Origin of the sequence: Malonomonas rubra DSM 5091, assembly GCF_900142125.1 — a bacterium.
Taxonomy (GTDB): domain Bacteria; phylum Desulfobacterota; class Desulfuromonadia; order Desulfuromonadales; family Geopsychrobacteraceae; genus Malonomonas; species Malonomonas rubra.
Map to the genome: position 1 here is coordinate 173,891 of NZ_FQZT01000007.1, position 15,525 is coordinate 189,415.

14 protein-coding genes are annotated in these 15,525 nt (G+C 54.7%); 7 read left to right on the plus strand and 7 right to left on the minus strand.

Translation table 11 applies throughout. The features are described 5' to 3' along the window. Positions 1-45: 45 nt before the first annotated feature. The 3 genes from BUB13_RS11180 to BUB13_RS11190 form a co-directional block, all read right to left on the minus strand. On the minus strand, positions 46-453 hold the full coding sequence (locus BUB13_RS11180) for a rhodanese-like domain-containing protein (RefSeq protein WP_072908839.1): 408 nt from the start codon (positions 451-453) through the stop codon (positions 46-48). 208 nt (positions 454-661) lie between these two features. Further along, a complete protein-coding gene (locus BUB13_RS11185; RefSeq protein WP_072908840.1) occupies positions 662-973 on the minus strand; it encodes a hypothetical protein in 312 nt (103 codons plus the stop codon). A gap of 224 nt (positions 974-1,197) precedes the next feature. Further along, positions 1,198-2,478 carry an L-lactate MFS transporter gene (locus tag BUB13_RS11190; protein ID WP_072908882.1) on the minus strand — a complete coding sequence of 427 codons (1,281 nt, stop codon included), beginning with the start codon at positions 2,476-2,478 and terminating at the stop codon, positions 1,198-1,200. Positions 2,479-3,113: 635 nt separating this feature from the next. Here BUB13_RS11190 and BUB13_RS11195 point away from each other — a divergent pair. Continuing rightward, complete coding sequence (locus tag BUB13_RS11195; protein ID WP_139249361.1) at positions 3,114-3,332, plus strand: hypothetical protein; 219 nt, start codon at positions 3,114-3,116, stop codon at positions 3,330-3,332. Continuing rightward, complete coding sequence (locus tag BUB13_RS11200; RefSeq protein ID WP_072908842.1) at positions 3,329-3,904, plus strand: cob(I)yrinic acid a,c-diamide adenosyltransferase; 576 nt, start codon at positions 3,329-3,331, stop codon at positions 3,902-3,904. Before BUB13_RS11195 ends, BUB13_RS11200 begins: the two co-directional genes overlap by 4 nt. A gap of 76 nt (positions 3,905-3,980) precedes the next feature. Here the strand turns inward: BUB13_RS11200 and ilvA are convergent, their stop codons facing one another. After that, positions 3,981-5,192, minus strand: coding sequence for a threonine ammonia-lyase (gene ilvA / locus BUB13_RS11205; protein ID WP_072908843.1), 1,212 nt, complete (start codon positions 5,190-5,192; stop codon positions 3,981-3,983). Between the two features lie 110 nt (positions 5,193-5,302). Here ilvA and BUB13_RS11210 point away from each other — a divergent pair, with 110 nt between their 5' ends. From BUB13_RS11210 to BUB13_RS11220, 3 genes are all read left to right on the plus strand, one after another. Beyond that, positions 5,303-5,812 carry a Pycsar system effector family protein gene (locus tag BUB13_RS11210; protein ID WP_072908844.1) on the plus strand — a complete coding sequence of 170 codons (510 nt, stop codon included), beginning with the start codon at positions 5,303-5,305 and terminating at the stop codon, positions 5,810-5,812. Between the two features lie 172 nt (positions 5,813-5,984). Beyond that, positions 5,985-7,055 (plus strand): hypothetical protein, encoded by a 1,071-nt coding sequence (locus BUB13_RS11215; protein WP_072908845.1) that lies wholly within the window; start codon positions 5,985-5,987, stop codon positions 7,053-7,055. After that, on the plus strand, positions 7,055-9,697 hold the full coding sequence (locus BUB13_RS11220; RefSeq protein WP_072908846.1) for a cytochrome ubiquinol oxidase subunit I: 2,643 nt from the start codon (positions 7,055-7,057) through the stop codon (positions 9,695-9,697). The genes BUB13_RS11215 and BUB13_RS11220 overlap by 1 nt, the downstream gene beginning before the upstream one ends. 103 nt (positions 9,698-9,800) lie before the next feature. Here BUB13_RS11220 and BUB13_RS11225 read toward each other — a convergent pair whose 3' ends face one another. The 3 genes from BUB13_RS11225 to BUB13_RS11235 form a co-directional block, all read right to left on the minus strand. Beyond that, on the minus strand, positions 9,801-11,486 hold the full coding sequence (locus BUB13_RS11225; protein ID WP_072908847.1) for an ABC transporter permease: 1,686 nt from the start codon (positions 11,484-11,486) through the stop codon (positions 9,801-9,803). Between the two features lie 7 nt (positions 11,487-11,493). Then, the gene (locus BUB13_RS11230) at positions 11,494-12,579 is read right to left on the minus strand and encodes an ABC transporter ATP-binding protein (RefSeq protein ID WP_072908848.1); all 1,086 of its coding nucleotides are present in this window, start codon (positions 12,577-12,579) and stop codon (positions 11,494-11,496) included. 70 nt (positions 12,580-12,649) lie between these two features. Beyond that, complete coding sequence (locus tag BUB13_RS11235) at positions 12,650-13,627, minus strand: ABC transporter substrate-binding protein (protein ID WP_072908849.1); 978 nt, start codon at positions 13,625-13,627, stop codon at positions 12,650-12,652. 268 nt (positions 13,628-13,895) lie between these two features. On the opposite strand from BUB13_RS11235, the gene BUB13_RS11240 reads away from it, so the two are divergent. Together BUB13_RS11240 and BUB13_RS11245 are read left to right on the plus strand one after the other, a co-directional pair. Further along, positions 13,896-14,609 (plus strand): 16S rRNA (uracil(1498)-N(3))-methyltransferase, encoded by a 714-nt coding sequence (locus BUB13_RS11240; RefSeq protein WP_072908850.1) that lies wholly within the window; start codon positions 13,896-13,898, stop codon positions 14,607-14,609. Then, on the plus strand, positions 14,606-15,514 hold the full coding sequence (locus BUB13_RS11245; RefSeq protein ID WP_072908851.1) for a DMT family transporter: 909 nt from the start codon (positions 14,606-14,608) through the stop codon (positions 15,512-15,514). Before BUB13_RS11240 ends, BUB13_RS11245 begins: the two co-directional genes overlap by 4 nt. The last annotated feature ends 11 nt before the right edge of the window (positions 15,515-15,525 follow it).

Sequence of the window (15,525 nt, forward strand, 5' to 3'; positions counted from 1 at the left end):
TGGAAGGCACAGCACACGGAATAAACGCTTCAAGCCATAAGAACACTACTCCGGCGCGATAACCGGGTAGCCTCTGGCAATCCAGTCAGTAATCCCCTTGGTGACATTATAGACCCGGGAGAAGCCAACCTGCTGATCAAGAAACTGGCTGATAATCCCGGTGCGGTTACCGGTACGACAAATCAGGATAACCGGGTCATCTTTGCCAGCGATGGGTGCCAGCTGCGTCAGCCAGGCACGGGCATCGTAGTTACCGGCGGCATCGAAGAAAGTGATCAGATGACTGCCTTGAACAACTCCGGTTTGTTTCCACTCTTCCGCCCGACGAATATCGACAACTGGCACGCCTTCTGCCAGCAAGGTTTCCAGTTGAGCGTTATCAAGCTGTTTCACCTCAGCCTGAGCAGATAACGCTATCAACAAAAGGAGCAGTAACGTAAGAATCGACCTCATTTTCATCCTCCATTGAATTGTCGAGTTTTCTACTATTGTATAAGCCGACCGGCAGAGCTGACAAGTCGGAGCAGAACGAAAAAGAGGCCCCGCACTTGGCGGTGCCTCTTGATTGAACGTAAGAGCTTATACTGTTTCCATATATCCAGATCGAACTTTGCTGTGCAGATTTTTTCGTACCAAAACTTGGCACTTAAGGCTCTGGATCTCAAGTTTGTGGATGATCAGTGTCAGCGGCAAAATCATATACAAACTGCCAGATATCCAGTCTGTCCTTTTGAGACAAATCAACAAAGACGCTCCCTGGATGTTTTCGTTTCTTGACGTTGAAGTATCTGTCCCACTGCGCCATCGTTTTGTCAGAAGGGGAAAGAGTGCCAGCCTCGGTGCCCATCTTGTGGCAGGGCACACAGCTTTTCTTGAACAGCACCCTTCCTTTGTACGGATTTCCACCCGATATGGCGAACGCTGTTGAGGCCACAAAAGTGAAAATTATCAGCGAAACAACCACTCTCTTCATGCTAATACCTCCATGCTCGGCCTCTGCTCGCGTTTTGAAGATAAATTTATAGCGGCAAATCCGCTGTTGCTCCGACTTCGCTCTCTTCCCTCATCCATCCACGAAATTGTTTAGTTTTCCACTATTATATATCTCTTCCCTCTGCCGGCAAGTCGCCGCCAGAACGAAAAAAGGGCCCCGCACTTGGCGGAGCCCTTTGATCGATCTTTTATTGAAACTCGATATTAGTCTTGAGCGTTCTGCAGAACCAGATCTTCCTCTTCTGCGGTAACGGTTTCGGTCGCCTCGACAGCGGCCTTTTTCGGACGCAGGGTCAGGGCCATCATAGCACCGACGAGCAGCATCACACCGGCGACGGTGAAGGAGGTGCTCATGCCACCGAACTTAGCCGACAGGAAGGCGGACAGTTTGACCAGAACGAATGCGCCGACGCCCCATGCGGAGAACAGGATACCGTAGTTCATGCCGTAGTTTGCGCTGCCCCAGTAGTCCTTGGCGAAGGACGGGAACAGGGACAGGTTGGTACCGTAGTTGAAGCCGATGAAGGATGCGAGCAGGGTCACCAGTACTGCGCTGGAACCTTCGCCAGTAACGACCGGGATTGCTGCGAACATCAGGGCAGCTTGGAAAACCAGCATGATAGTCAGGGTTGCGGCGCGACCGATTTTGTCAGAGAGGACACCGGCAACAACACGACCGGAAGCGTTACCGACCGACATGACACAGACAGCGATGAAAGCCATCTCGCCCATGCTCTGCTTGGCCAGACCAGCGATGCTACCGATAACCATCAGGCCAGCACCGGCACCGATGAAGTAAGTCAACCAGCAAGTGTAGAAGCGACCATCTTTGAGCATCTGGGACGGAGTCTTGTCTTCAACAGCAACTTTCTTAGCAGCAGGTGCACCTTTTTTAGCAGCAGCTTCAGCCGGGACAAAACCTGCCGGCGGATTAGCAACCAGCATTGCCATACCACAGACAACGACCACAAAGGCAATACCGAGGTACATCATAGTCTGCTGCAGACCGTAAGAAGCGAGCAGGCTTTTTGCGATCGGGGCCAGGTAAACCGGGGCAATACCAAAGCCGGCAACAACGATACCAGCGATCAGGCCGGTTTTCGCCGACGAGAACCACTTCAGAGCCGGCGGAGTCGCTGCCGAGTAACCGAAGCCGAAACCGGTACCAGCAACCAGACCGAAGCCAACAATCCAGCCCCAGTAGCTGGAAGTTTGGGAACAGATGATGAAACCCGCACCAACCAGAATACCACCGAGAATAGCAGTCAGACGCGGACCAACTTTATCCTGCATCTTACCGCCGATAATCATCGACAAAGCAAAAGCGAGACATGCAGTTGCGTACGGGTCGCCAGCGCCATCAAACAATTTTCCGATTTCACCTTTGAGCATACTGTAGGCATAAAGAACACCTAGGGCCAGGTTGATACCGGTACCTGCCAAGACGACTGTCCAACCACGGGCATTTGAAGTTTTTTGACTCATAACAACTTTCTCCTCTCTCTGTGCTTCGATAGAATGATTATTCGCACTTAAATAACGAAGGCGATAAGGCAACGGCCATTTGTTCCGAAAAGCGATTTTTACCTGGGCGGTTTTTCTTTCTTCTGCGGCAGCTGGCTGATCTGTTCTGAAACGAGCAGCAGCCGGTTGATGATTCAGCTCTTCCGGGTGCCGGGCGACCAGCTCCTGGAATTTCTCGCACTCGCTATAGCGGCCAGAGCAATAATGCGAGATCGCCTCGACATCATGCGGAGAGATATAATCTGCTCCGACATCACAGAAATTTTCTCCTCGACCGTAATAGGGACAAACTGACATGCGATACTCCACAGCGAAAAATCTTCGACGACCTATTCGTCACTCTCCCCTTACTACAAGCGCCATACCAACTCACAAAAAAAAATAAATTGGCCTGTCATTATAAGCACTTAAAGTAGCTTCTGTGTTTTTCTAAAGTTGTTTTAGCGCAGGATGTTTTTGCATCTGTGCAAAAAGCGAGATGAGACCAAAAGAGAGGACGAACAGCTATCTCAGAGCATTATCATATCTGTGAAAGCCGCATAAAAAGGGGATTTACAGGCTCACTAAAAATTTACACGTATACAGAAAACAGGGTTTTGCAATTGCGCAAAAGCCTTTGGGGACTGTTTTGCGTAATTGCAAAAAAAGAGCAAGAAGCCCCAAAGAGGCAAAATGGTATTGAGACTTGGCAAACAAACCAGCGTTCCGCTAACCTGTACCAGTGGGTGAATGGCGGCAAAGAAGCCTGCGAGCCATATGATCCTCCACTGGTTCAGAGCGAAGCGAAAATCAGCGTTAAAGGAGAAAACCAATGACGAAGAAAGATAAAGTCATGACTCGCGGCGGAGACAAAGGGGAAACCAGCTTGGTCGACGGTAGCCGCATCGCCAAATCGTCGTTACGTGTCAACGCCTATGGAACTGTTGATGAGCTGAACTCAGTGCTGGGATTGGTGCGCTGTGAAAACCTTCCGGATGGTCTGAACGATAAAATTCTGCAGCTGCAAAATGAACTTTTCGATCTCGGCTGCGAGCTGGCGACCCCGGCAGAAAGTGCCATGGCTAAAAATATCCCGAATGTCCGCCAGCAGCAGGTCGACCTGCTGGAGCAGTGGTTGCAAGAAACGAATGATCAGCTGGAACCGGCCGGGACCTTCGTCCTGCCCGGTGGTAGCCGCGCTTCTGCCGCCCTGCATCTGGCCCGCACCGTCACCCGCCGCTGCGAACGGCAGCTCGTTGCCCTGGTAGAGAGCGGTGAGCAGATCAACCCCTGCTGCCTGAAATTCCTCAACCGGCTTTCCGATCTCTGTTTTGTCTGGGCTCGACAATGTAATGATAACGGCAGAAGCGATGTGCGCTGGCAGCCGGGGCCGCACATCGACGACTAAAACGCATCTGCAGCCCACTTGACGACCTCAAGGGACCGGAAAAATCCGCGACTCGCGGACTGCCTCGACGTCGCCGTTAGTGCAGCACCTCCGGCCGATACCCCTCTTCTTCGAGAACCAGAAGTATCTCTTGGATATGCCCCGGGCCGCGGGTTTCCAGATCGAGGATGACTTCCGCCTCGCCAAGGGGCAGCGATGATTTATGCCGGTCGTGACTGACCTGGAAGATGTTTGCGCCGATCTCGCTGAGGACCTTGGTCAGTTCTGCCAGCGCACCCGGCATATCGATCATCTCCAGTCGCAACTTCAGATAACGACCTTCCGCCAGCATGCCGCGCTCAACCACGCGCGCCATCGTCTGCACATCGAGGTTCCCGCCGGAGAGCAAACAAACGGTCGTTCCCTTGTGGATGGTTTTCAGTCCGAACAACATTGCTGCCAGTCCGACTGCGCCGGAGCCTTCCACCACCAGCTTGCCCCGCTCCATCAAGCTGACGATCGCCATGGCGATCGCTTCTTCCTCCACGGTCACGATCTCTTCGACATAGCGTTCGATGATCGGGAAAGTCAGGTCACCAACCTGCTTGACGGCAATACCGTCGGCCAGCGAATGACACCTTGTTGGCACCTTCACCGGCCGCCCTTTACGCCGCGCCAGCTGTGCGCTGGCAACGCTGGCCGCTTCAACACCGATTACGCGCACTGAAGGCTTTGTTTCGCAAACTGCTGTGGCGATTCCTGAAATCAAGCCACCGCCGCCGATCGGCACAATCAGGGTATCGAGCTCCGGCAAATCTTCCAATAGCTCCAGGCCAATGGTTCCCTGGCCGGCCATGATCAGTTCATCATCGAACGCCGGAACATAAAACAGTTCCCGCTCCTGCGCCAGCTGCTTGGCATAAATGACGGCTTCATCGAAATTGGCCCCGTGAATTTCAACCTCGGCACCGTAATCGAGAGTCGCCAGTTCCTTCGCCAGCGGGGTTCCTTCCGGCATAATCACATGGCATGGACAGTCGAGCAACCTGGCCGCGTACGCCAGCCCCTGTGCGTGATTCCCCGCCGATGCGGTGATGACCCCCGCTCCCAGCTGTTGCGGTGTTTTTTGTGACAGGCAATGATACGCACCGCGGATTTTAAAGGATCCTGTGTGTTGCAGGTTTTCGCACTTGAAATAAAGTGGCACACCCAAACTACTGGAATAATAGGGGGAATGAATCAATTCCGTGCGCCTGACCTCGCCTTTGAGATTTTCGGCAGCAAATTCAATCTGCTCACGTGTCAGCATCCTCACCTCCCGGAGATTCAAAGCATACAAACAGGTTAGCAGATTGTTTTTTTCCTGCACTCTTTCAACAAACTGATATATTTCTGGAAACTGCAATAAGGAGATTTTTCATGGCAGATTTACCGGAGGAACCGATCATTCCCAGGTTATTGGCGAGCAACGCCCTGCGCGCCAACCTGACCAAACATATGATCCTGAACCAGATGGCCGACTCCAAAGCCGCGATGATCATGACGGCTTCGTCGTTGCTGATCACCATCACTCTGACCCAATATGAAAAGCTGCCGCTGGCCTCAACCCTGCTGCTGGCCGGCGGCGGACTGCTGGCTGTGATCTTCTCAATTCTGGCAATCATCCCACCGCTGCACATCAGCGACCATACTAACCTGTTTTACTTCCGCTCCTTCGCCGACCTGAGCGAAGAAGAGTTTAAGACCAACTTCAAAGCCACCATCACCGACCGCGACAAGCTCTACGACGCCTACATGCACGAAATCTATTATCTCGGCACTCACCGCCTGACGCGGAAATACCGCTTGATCCGCAACGGACTCTGGTCCTTGTTGGTCGGTCTACTCGGCGCCACAGTCTACGCTTTATATTTTCATCTTCTCGTCTAAGCGATCAGCAGGGCGTCAGATAGGTGACCTTTTTTGTAATTATTTCATTGAAATCCAAGGTTTAACCCGGTATTCTTCGCTAATTATGTGACAAACGGATTTCATCCTTTATTATTATTTGATGCATAAAAAACAAGAACATCGCTGAACCGTTTTATAAAAAGGAGGAACGATGGATTTCGCTGCCCTGATTCCCACCCCCGATGCCATCCCCGTTGACTGGGGCTGGTTCTATGTGCTGCTAATGGTGACTTTCCTGCTCCACCTGCTGGTGATGAACGCCATGCTCGGCGGCGGTATCATCGCCCTGTTCAGCCTGTTTCAAGGTGGTGAGCAGAACAACCTGCTCGGCAAAGAGGTCGGCTACAAGCTGCCTTACACCATCGCCTTCGCCGTCAACATGGGTGTGGCCCCGCTGCTGTTCGTACAGGTGCTGTTCGGTCAGTTCATTTACAGCAGTTCGGTAATGATGGCGGTCTGGTGGCTCTCAATCATCGGCCTGCTGATCCTTGCCTATTACGCGGCCTATATTTACGATTTCAAGTTCGACGCCCTGCAGGGGCTGCGCACCCTGGTGCTGATCTTCTCGGTCGGCATCCTGCTGTTTATCGGTTTCATGTTCAGCAACAACATGACCCTGATGCTGCAGCCGGAGAAATGGGTGGCTTATCTCAGCAATCCCGGAGGCACCCTGCTCAACGCTGAAGACCCAACCCTCTGGCCGCGTTACCTGCATTTCGTCATCGGTGCCGTCGCTATCGCCGGCCTGTTCCTGGCCCTGGTCGGCCATTTCGGTTTCACCAAAAGCAAGGTCGATCCGGCAACCCTGATTGAACGCGGGATGAGCTACTTCACCAAAGCAACGATCATCCAAATTTTTATTGGCCTCTGGTTTCTGGTTGCACTCCCCAAAGAGGTGATGATGGTGTTCATGGGCAAGAGCGCTTACGGCACCGCACTGCTGACCATCGGCCTGGTGCTGGCTGTCGCCCTGGTCTATTTTGGCCTCAAGCGCAACCTGCTGCTCACTTCGGTCGTCGCCCTGATACAGATGGTGGTGATGATCCTGATGCGAGACCTGGCCCGTTTCGCTTATCTCAAACCCTACTTCCACCCAGCAGATCTGCAAGTCACCCCGGAGTACTCGCCACTGATCTTCTTCCTGGTGGTCTTCGCCATCGGCCTGGTGCTGATCGGCTACATGATCAAACTGGCCCTCGGCTGTAAGAAGGAGGTGGCGTAATGAATTATCCGGTTTGGGATCTGACAACCTACGGTGGCGGTTTCCTCATCGCCCTGATCGCCATTGTTCACGTGCTGGTATCTCACTTCGCTGTCGGCGGTGGCCTGTTCCTGGTCACGCTGGAGAAAAAAGCCTACCGGGAAGAAAACCCGGCACTACTCGACTACGTAAAGAAGCACAGCAAATTTTTCATGCTGCTGACCATGGTTTTCGGCGGCATGACCGGCGTCGGTATCTGGTGGACCATCGCCCTGCTCAACCCCGCGGCCACTTCCAGCCTGATCCACATTTTCGTCTTCGGCTGGGCGGCCGAATGGGTCTTTTTCGTCGGCGAAATCGTCGCCCTGTTCATCTACTACTACACCTTCGGTCGAATGGATCGGAAGAATCACCTGATCATCGGCTGGATCTATTTCATCTGCGCCTGGATGTCGCTGTTTTTGATCAACGGCATCATCGACTTCATGCTCACCCCCGGCGCCTGGATCGAAAACCACAACTTCTGGTCCGGCTTCTTCAACCCGACCTTCTGGCCGTCGCTGGTCTTCCGCACCGGCCTGTCATTGGTCCTCTGCGGCGTCTTCGGTTTCGTCACCGCCGCTTTTTTAAAAAACGACAAACTGCGCCAGAACCTGATGCGCACCTGCGCCGCCTGGGCCGCGCTGCCCTTCGGCATCATGCTGATCGGCGGAGCCTGGTATATCAAGGCGTTGCCGGAAATCCCGAAGATGATCATCTTCGAGAAGTCACCGGAGATCGGCGCCTATCTGACAACCCTCGGCTGGTTCGTACCGATTCTTCTGCTGACGTGCGTCTTCATGGCGCTGCGTCTGCCGCAGAGCCTGCAGAAGTACATGAGCTTCGCCGTCATCGCCATCGCCCTGATCTACTTTGGCGCTTTCGAGTTCGTCCGCGAAGCGGGCCGTCGCCCGTTCATCATCTACGACCACATGTATTCCAACCAGGTTTATGTCGATGATGTGCCGAAGATTCAGCAAGCCGGGTTCCTCGCCAACGCAAAATGGATGTCGGCCAAAGAGATCACCACTGACAACCAGCTGCAGATCGGCGCAGAACTGTTCCGCTACCAGTGCAGCGCCTGCCACTCGGTTGGCGGTCTGCTCAACGACATCACTCCACTGGTGAAAAAATACGATAACGTCTTTGGCATGGATGCCAAATTGAACGGCCTCGGCAAACTGAATCCCTATATGCCGCACTTCTTCGGCAACGCCGAAGAGCGTAACGCGCTCGCCAGCTATATTGTCAGCGAGATCAACGGCATCGACCTGAGTATCCCGGCCAACCCGGTGGTCGAAGCAAAAGAGCTGCCACTGGAGATTCCGGCGTTCAACAAGGATAAAGACGAGTACGTGCTGCTGGCGTGGAACAACCTCGGCATGCACTGCATTTCTGACAGCGATCCCTACTGGGTGCTGCTGCCACCAGCCAACGACCTGTTCGCGCAACTGGTCAAGCGGGGGGATTCGCCGGAGATCATTACCGAAGGAGTGGAGATCCGCTATGCGGTGGAAAAAGGCTTCGAATTCCCGGAAAAACAGGTCCGCTTCTGGGAGTTCGCTGACGAAATTTTCGGCGCTGAGTTGCGCCCCGGGGTTGGTCTCAGTGGCAAACGTTTGAACGGTGCCCTCGATCTGGATGCAGAGAAACGCGCCTACGAAGCGTCACTGATTCCGGTGGTGCCTTACCCGTCGGATGGCAGTTTCAACCCGTACCCAATCTTCACCGTCACTGCGGTCGACAAAGACAGTGGCGAAATCCTGGCAACCACGAAAACAGTCGCTCCCACCTCGACCGAAATGGGCTGTAAAAACTGTCACGGCGGTGGCTGGCGGGTTGCCGGTGTCGCCGGGTTTACTGATGATACCAGCCTCGACGTGCTGGCAGCGCATGACAAAAACAGCGGCACCAACCTGGTCGAGCGGGCAAAGAACGGGCAACCGATGCTCTGTCAGTCCTGCCACGCCGACCCGGTCCTCGGCACTGAAGGCAATCCGGAATTGCTTAACTTCCCGGCAGCGATTCACGGCTGGCATGCCAACTTCCTCACCGATCGTGAAGGCATGGACGCCTGCGTTGCCTGTCACCCGTCACGTCCGGACGGCCCAAGCCAATGCTTCCGCAGCCATCACTCGATGTTCATGGACTGCACCAACTGCCACGGCACCATGGAAGATCACGCCCTCAGCCTGTTGAAGAAGGAACAGGAAGCGGGCAAAAAGGGGGCCGCCCGGCTGATGGCCGGACTGAAACCACGCAACGTCGACTCACTGGAACAGATCAACGGCCGCACCCCCTGGATCAACATGCCGGATTGCCTCAACTGCCACGAGGACTTCCAGATGGGCATGACCGTCGATGCCTTCAACACTTGGACAGACGGTGCTGATGAACTGTTCCGCAACCGCCACGACATGATGGGCGCAATGATGTGCGAAGCCTGCCACGGCAGCACCCACGCCGTCTATCCGGCGACCAACAATAAACTGGGGGCCAACCGCGACAGCATCCAGCCGCTGCAGTACCAGGGCAACGACCGCCCGATCGGCAACCCCTGCACCACCTGTCACACCGTCCAACCGGAGTTCGAAGGGCATCACCCGAACTCGTTACGACTGTAGCAAACAGCAAAAAGGCCCGACGCCGACTTAAGCGTCGGGCCTTTTTAAATGCCAAATCTCAACAGTTCAGCCAGCCTAGACTTTCACCTCGCCGCCAACAGTCCTACCTGTCCACCACTTCCAGCTTGGAAAATCTGCTCCCCAGCAATGCCGCAATAATCACCAGCAGCGATGAGATGAGAATCATAATGATGCCCAAGGCCGACAACCTGCCCCAAAGGCCGTCCTCGGCAAAGCGCAGAATCTGCACGGCCAGCACCTCGGTGCCGGGCCGCGAAAGTACCACTGACAGAGTCAGCTCGCGCAGAAACATGCTTGCCATCAGGATCCAACCGGAAACAATGCCGGGGATCAGCAGCGGAATGATCACCCGGCGCAGGGTGTAGAATGGAGAACCGCCGCAGACTCGCGAGGACTCCTCCAAGGTGCTGTGAATCTGGATAAAAGCGCTGGAAAGTGGGCGAATGCCATACGGCAGGTAGGTCGCGATGTAGCCGATCATCAGGGCCGTCAGGGTGCCGTAAAGTGGGGTGCGAACGAAAAACCACATGAAACCGACGCCGATGACAATGCCGGGAAAAGAGAAAGAAAGAAAACTGAGCGATTCGAGGATCCCTGAGGCGGTCGTACGGATCTTGACGATGACGTAAGAGACGAAGATCGACAGGATCGTTCCCAGGGTCGCGCCGACCACGCCGAGGAACAGGCTGTTCTTCAGCGACAGCAGGGAAATCGGGTCGTTCAGCACCTCAATCCAATTGTTCCACGACATCAGCGAGAAGGCGCGGGCGCTTGGCGGCATCGAGTAGGGCAGCATCGAGATATAGAAAAGCACCAGCACCGGCAGCAGGATAAGAACGAAAGAGAGAATGCCGACGATGACCAGCAGCGGATATTTCCACTTCTTCAGCCGGAGCAGCGTCGGTTTGAAACCACGGCTGGAGATGGTAACGAATTTGCCACTCTCCGCCGTCAGGTAGCGATAAACATAGATCAGAGTGATTGATGCCACCAGGGCGCTCATGCCAATCGCCGCGGCAAGGCCGTAGTCGGCAGCAAAGCCGCTCGAGATGTTGCGATAGATGTGGGTCGAGAGCACGTATATCCGTCCCGGCATGCCGACCACCGAGGGAACGGCGAAAGAAGCCAGGCTCCTGACGATGACCAGGATCGCCGAAGCGAGAATAGCGGGACGCAGGACCGGCAAGGTCACCTTGAACAGAGTGCGCAGGTTGGAGGCGCCACAGACCTTCGACGACTCCTCCAGCGAGACGTCGAAGGCGCTCATCGCCGGGGCGATAATCAGGTAGGCAATCGGCAGGTCGAGCAACCCCTCGACCAGGATCATCCCTTTGAGCGAATAGATATTAAACAGGGCTTCGCGCGTCTCGAACAGGTTCATGAACAGGCGGTTGAGAATGCCGTTGCTCGGGTTGAGCAGCAGCACCCAGCTGGCCGAAAAAAGAATGTGCGGGATCATCATCGGAATGATCGAGATGATCTTGAATATGAACTTGAACGGCAGATCAGTGCGGGTATTGACGTAAGCCAGGAACAGGGCGAGCAGGGTCGCATGCAGCGCCGAACCGACGGTAAAGATGACCGTGTTGACCAGGATGTCGGCGAAATCGGGATCGGTGTAGGCGGCGATGTACTTACTGGTGGTGAACTGGCCGAAGCTGACAAAGTCCTTCGAAAAGCTGCCGAGCAGCAGCATGATGACCGGACACAGGGTCAGAAAACCAACGATGATAATCAGAGTCGTGGTCAGGGTCGGTTTTTTAAACATAGCGAGCCTATGATGCCAGCAGGAAACAGTGGTCGGGATCGAAGGAAACGGCGATGCTGTCCCCTTCGCGGAAATCAGCGGTCGGTTCCACGGTGGTTGTCAGCAACGTCTCGCCGATGCGGATCTCCCCTTCAAAGGCCTCGCCGATAAAGATCAGCGTTTCCACCTTGCCGCTGTAGCTGTTTTGCTCCTCCTTCCGTTCTTTTGCCAGTCGGATGAATTCCGGTCGCACACACAGGAAAGCCTCCTGACCGAGCGGAATCTGCTGGCTGTTGAGAGCGCGGACGGGACCGATTTCTGAAGCGAACACCGCATGATCGCCGTCGAGCTCTTCTACGGTTCCCCGAATCAGGTTGGCCCGACCGATGAAATCGGCGACGAACTGGCTGTCCGAGTTGAAATAGATCTTCTTCGGTTCGTTGATTTCGATGATCTTGCCGGAACGCATAACCGCGATCAGGTCGGACAGGGCCAGCGCCTCTACCCGGTCGTGGGTAACATAGATGGCGGTGATCTGCAGCTCGGTGAGGAAGCTGCGCAGCTCCTTGCGCGTCTCCTCGCGCAGCTTGGCATCGAGGTTACTGAGCGGCTCATCGAACAGGATCACCTTCGGCTCCGCCACCAGGGCGCGGGCCAGGGCCACGCGCTGCTGCTGGCCACCGCTCAGCTTGGTCGCCGGCCGGTTCTCGTATCCGGACAGCTGAACGAAATCTAGTACCTTTGCGACCTTGCGCCGAATTTCCTCTTTTGCCATTTTCTGGGTCTGCAGCGGGTAGGCGACATTGTCGAAAACGTTCATGTGCGGCCAGATGGCGTAGGTCTGAAAGACCATGCCGAGACCGCGCCGTTCCGGCGGGACGAAGATGTTCTTCTCTTTCGACCAGACCAGCTCGTCACCGATGTAGATCTCGCCGCCATCCGGAACTTCAAGACCGACGATACAGCGCAGTAGCGTTGTCTTGCCACAGCCGCTGGGACCGAGCAGGGTGAAAATGCGGTTGGCGGGAATAGTCAGATCGACATGATCAAGAGCCTTGATCTGCTTCCCCTCGGAGGAGTACGTCCTCACCAGATCCTGAATACGAATTTCCATAAGACCTCAAGACAAGCGGCCGGAACCGAATAAGAGACTCCGGCCGCAATCAGGTGCCAGGCAGCAAAAACTATTGATAGAAAATCTTCTGAAATTCGTCACCCCAGTGGCGGATTTCCTCGTCGGAAAGCTGACGAATCGGCAGCACCTTGACCTTGTCTACCCCTTCAATCGGCGGATAAACGCCGGGAGTCAGAACGTATTCTCCAACCTTGTCGGCCAGCAGCTGCATCGCCTTTTTACTCAACCAGTAATCGATGAAGACCTTGCCACCTGCCGGATTGGGAGCTTTGGCGGCCAAGGCCATGGCGCGGGTCGTGCCGAACAGGGTATCGACGCGCGCCCAGGCAAGGGGTGCCGGAGCCTTGGTGATGATGTACTTCGGCATTGAAATGCCGAGCAGTTTTTCTCCACTTTCGATCGGTGCCGGAGACGGGCCAAAGGATTTAACGAACATCGGCCTGTTGGCGGCCAGCCCCTTGATGAACTTCATCCAGCCGTCGTCATCGCCAAAAACTTTGGCCTCTTTCAGACCGATCAGCCAGGAAATGGTCGTTGCGTGGGAGGCCGGATCGGGCATGACTATCTTGTCGTACCATTTGGGATCGGTCAGATCCATATAACTGGTCGGCACATCTTCGGCCTTAACCAGTTCCTTGTTGTAAATCGGGGCAACGTATTCGATGCCGAACTGGACGATGGTATCGTCCTCCGTCGCCCAAGACGGATAGCCACTGGCAGAGGATGATTTATAGGGGGCCAGCACTCCTTTTTCCTTTAGCATCTGCAGGATCGGCAGCGGTCCCTGGAGCACATCTGCCCGCAGTTTTCCCGCGGAAAACTCGGTCAGCACCGTGGCCAGGTATTTGGATGTCGAAATCCGGGTATAAATCCCTTCCTCGCTGCTCTGACCGGCATTAAAGTCGGCCATGATCGGCTCGATCGCAGTGATGTTCGCATACAGGTTGACTTTTTCCGCAGCCATCACAGTTGCACACAGACCGGGAAGCAGGACAAGACCAAGCAACAGAACAACCAACTTCTTCATGACGCATCTCCTTTCGTGAGACTCGATAAATTGCTCGTCAGGTGAAGGCAAATGTTCGTGGCAAGGCAATAAATGAATTAGCAGGCTAACAATATGAGCGCATAAAATTCAGTTTAACAGATAAGTTGCCGGAGAAAAGAGGGCGTAAAGTTTTGCTGCCGACAAAAATAAGCAGGCCTTTCTTTTGCTGATTTGCAGCTGAAGAACAGGCCACAAATTCGACAAAATATGCTTTCGCCGAACTCTCAATCCGGCTAGACTGCGCGGCATGAACCTGATCCTGCTGGAAGAGAAAGATTTCATCGCTGAAAACCTGGTGCGCCTGAGCGGCCGCCGACTGCAACATATCCGCAGTGTGCATCAGGCGGAAGCCGGGCGGGAATTACGCGTCGGACTGCTCAACGGCAAGATCGGCAGCGGTAAAGTTCGTCGCATCGATACTGATGCGGTTGAGCTTGAAATTGCGCTGACTATCGATCCGCCGACTCCCCTCGCCGTCACCCTGCTGCTGGCATTGCCGCGACCGAAAATGCTTAAACGGGTCCTGCAATCGGTCTCTTCTCTCGGCGTCAAGCAGATCTACCTGGTCAACAGCTACCGGGTGGAAAAAAGCTTCTGGGGGAGTCCGCTACTGCACACCGAGAAACTACGCGAACATCTGCTGCTCGGACTGGAACAGGCCCGTGACACCATTTTGCCGGAGGTTCACCTGCGCCAGCGCTTCAAACCTTTTGTCGAAGACGAACTGCCGCAACTCTGCGCAGAAACGCGGGCATTGGTCGCCCATCCGACCAGCGAACCGGCCCAGCCACTAGGACCCAGCATACCGACAACCCTCGCCATCGGCCCGGAAGGGGGCTTTATCCCTTACGAAATCGAGAAACTGCAGCAATGCGGTTTTACCGCTTTCAGTCTTGGTGAACGGATCCTGCGGGTCGAAACAGCAGTGCCTGTCCTGCTCTCGCGCTTGCTGCCGCTATGAAACTATTTTCGCAAAAGGATTTCAATGCCGCCTACCTGCTGTTGCTTTTGCCGCCGCTCTTCTGGGCCGGAAACACCGTGCTGGCACGGGGCATCGCAGACCTGATTCCGCCTGTTGCCATGTCGTTCTGGCGCTGGACCCTGGCACTGACAATGCTTGCCCCCTTTACCTGGAAACAGGTCGCTAGAGATTTACCGCAGATCAGGCAACATTGGCAGATCACTCTGCTGATCAGCCTGTTCGGTATCTCGTCGTTCAACACCCTGCTTTACACCGCAGCACAGTCGACCACGGCGCTCAATATCGCGCTGACCCAATCGGTGATGCCAGCAATCATCGTCGGACTCAGCTACCTGTTTTACCGGGACAGGATCAGCCGTCGGCAATTCATCGCCGTGCATATCTGCATTGCCGGGGCCATCATCATTGTTTTCCATGGCGATCTGGAACGGCTTCAGCAACTGAATTTCGTCACCGGCGACCTGTTGATGCTGCTGGCTGTCTGCTTTTATGCCCTCTATTCTGTGCTTCTGCGCAAACGTCCGCAGGTTCACCCGTTAAGCTTCCTTACGGTGACGTTTATGGTGGGTGTCGTCAGCCTTTTCCCCCTGTACCTCTGGGAGCTAAGCTACGCAGCACCACTGGAATTCAATCGGCAGGTGCTGTTCAGCCTGCTTTACGTCGGCCTCTGCCCTTCGATTCTCGCCTACCTCTTCTGGAACCGCGGGATTGAACAGATCGGCGTCAACAAGGCTGGCTTGTATATCAACCTGATTCCACTGTTCGCTTCGCTGATGGCCATCATCTTTCTCGGCGAGCAGTTTCAGGGTTATCATCTGTATGGCATTCTGCTGATCGTCAGCGGACTGCTGATCTTTAACTGGCCCGACAAAACCACGGCTTGACAAGATCTGGA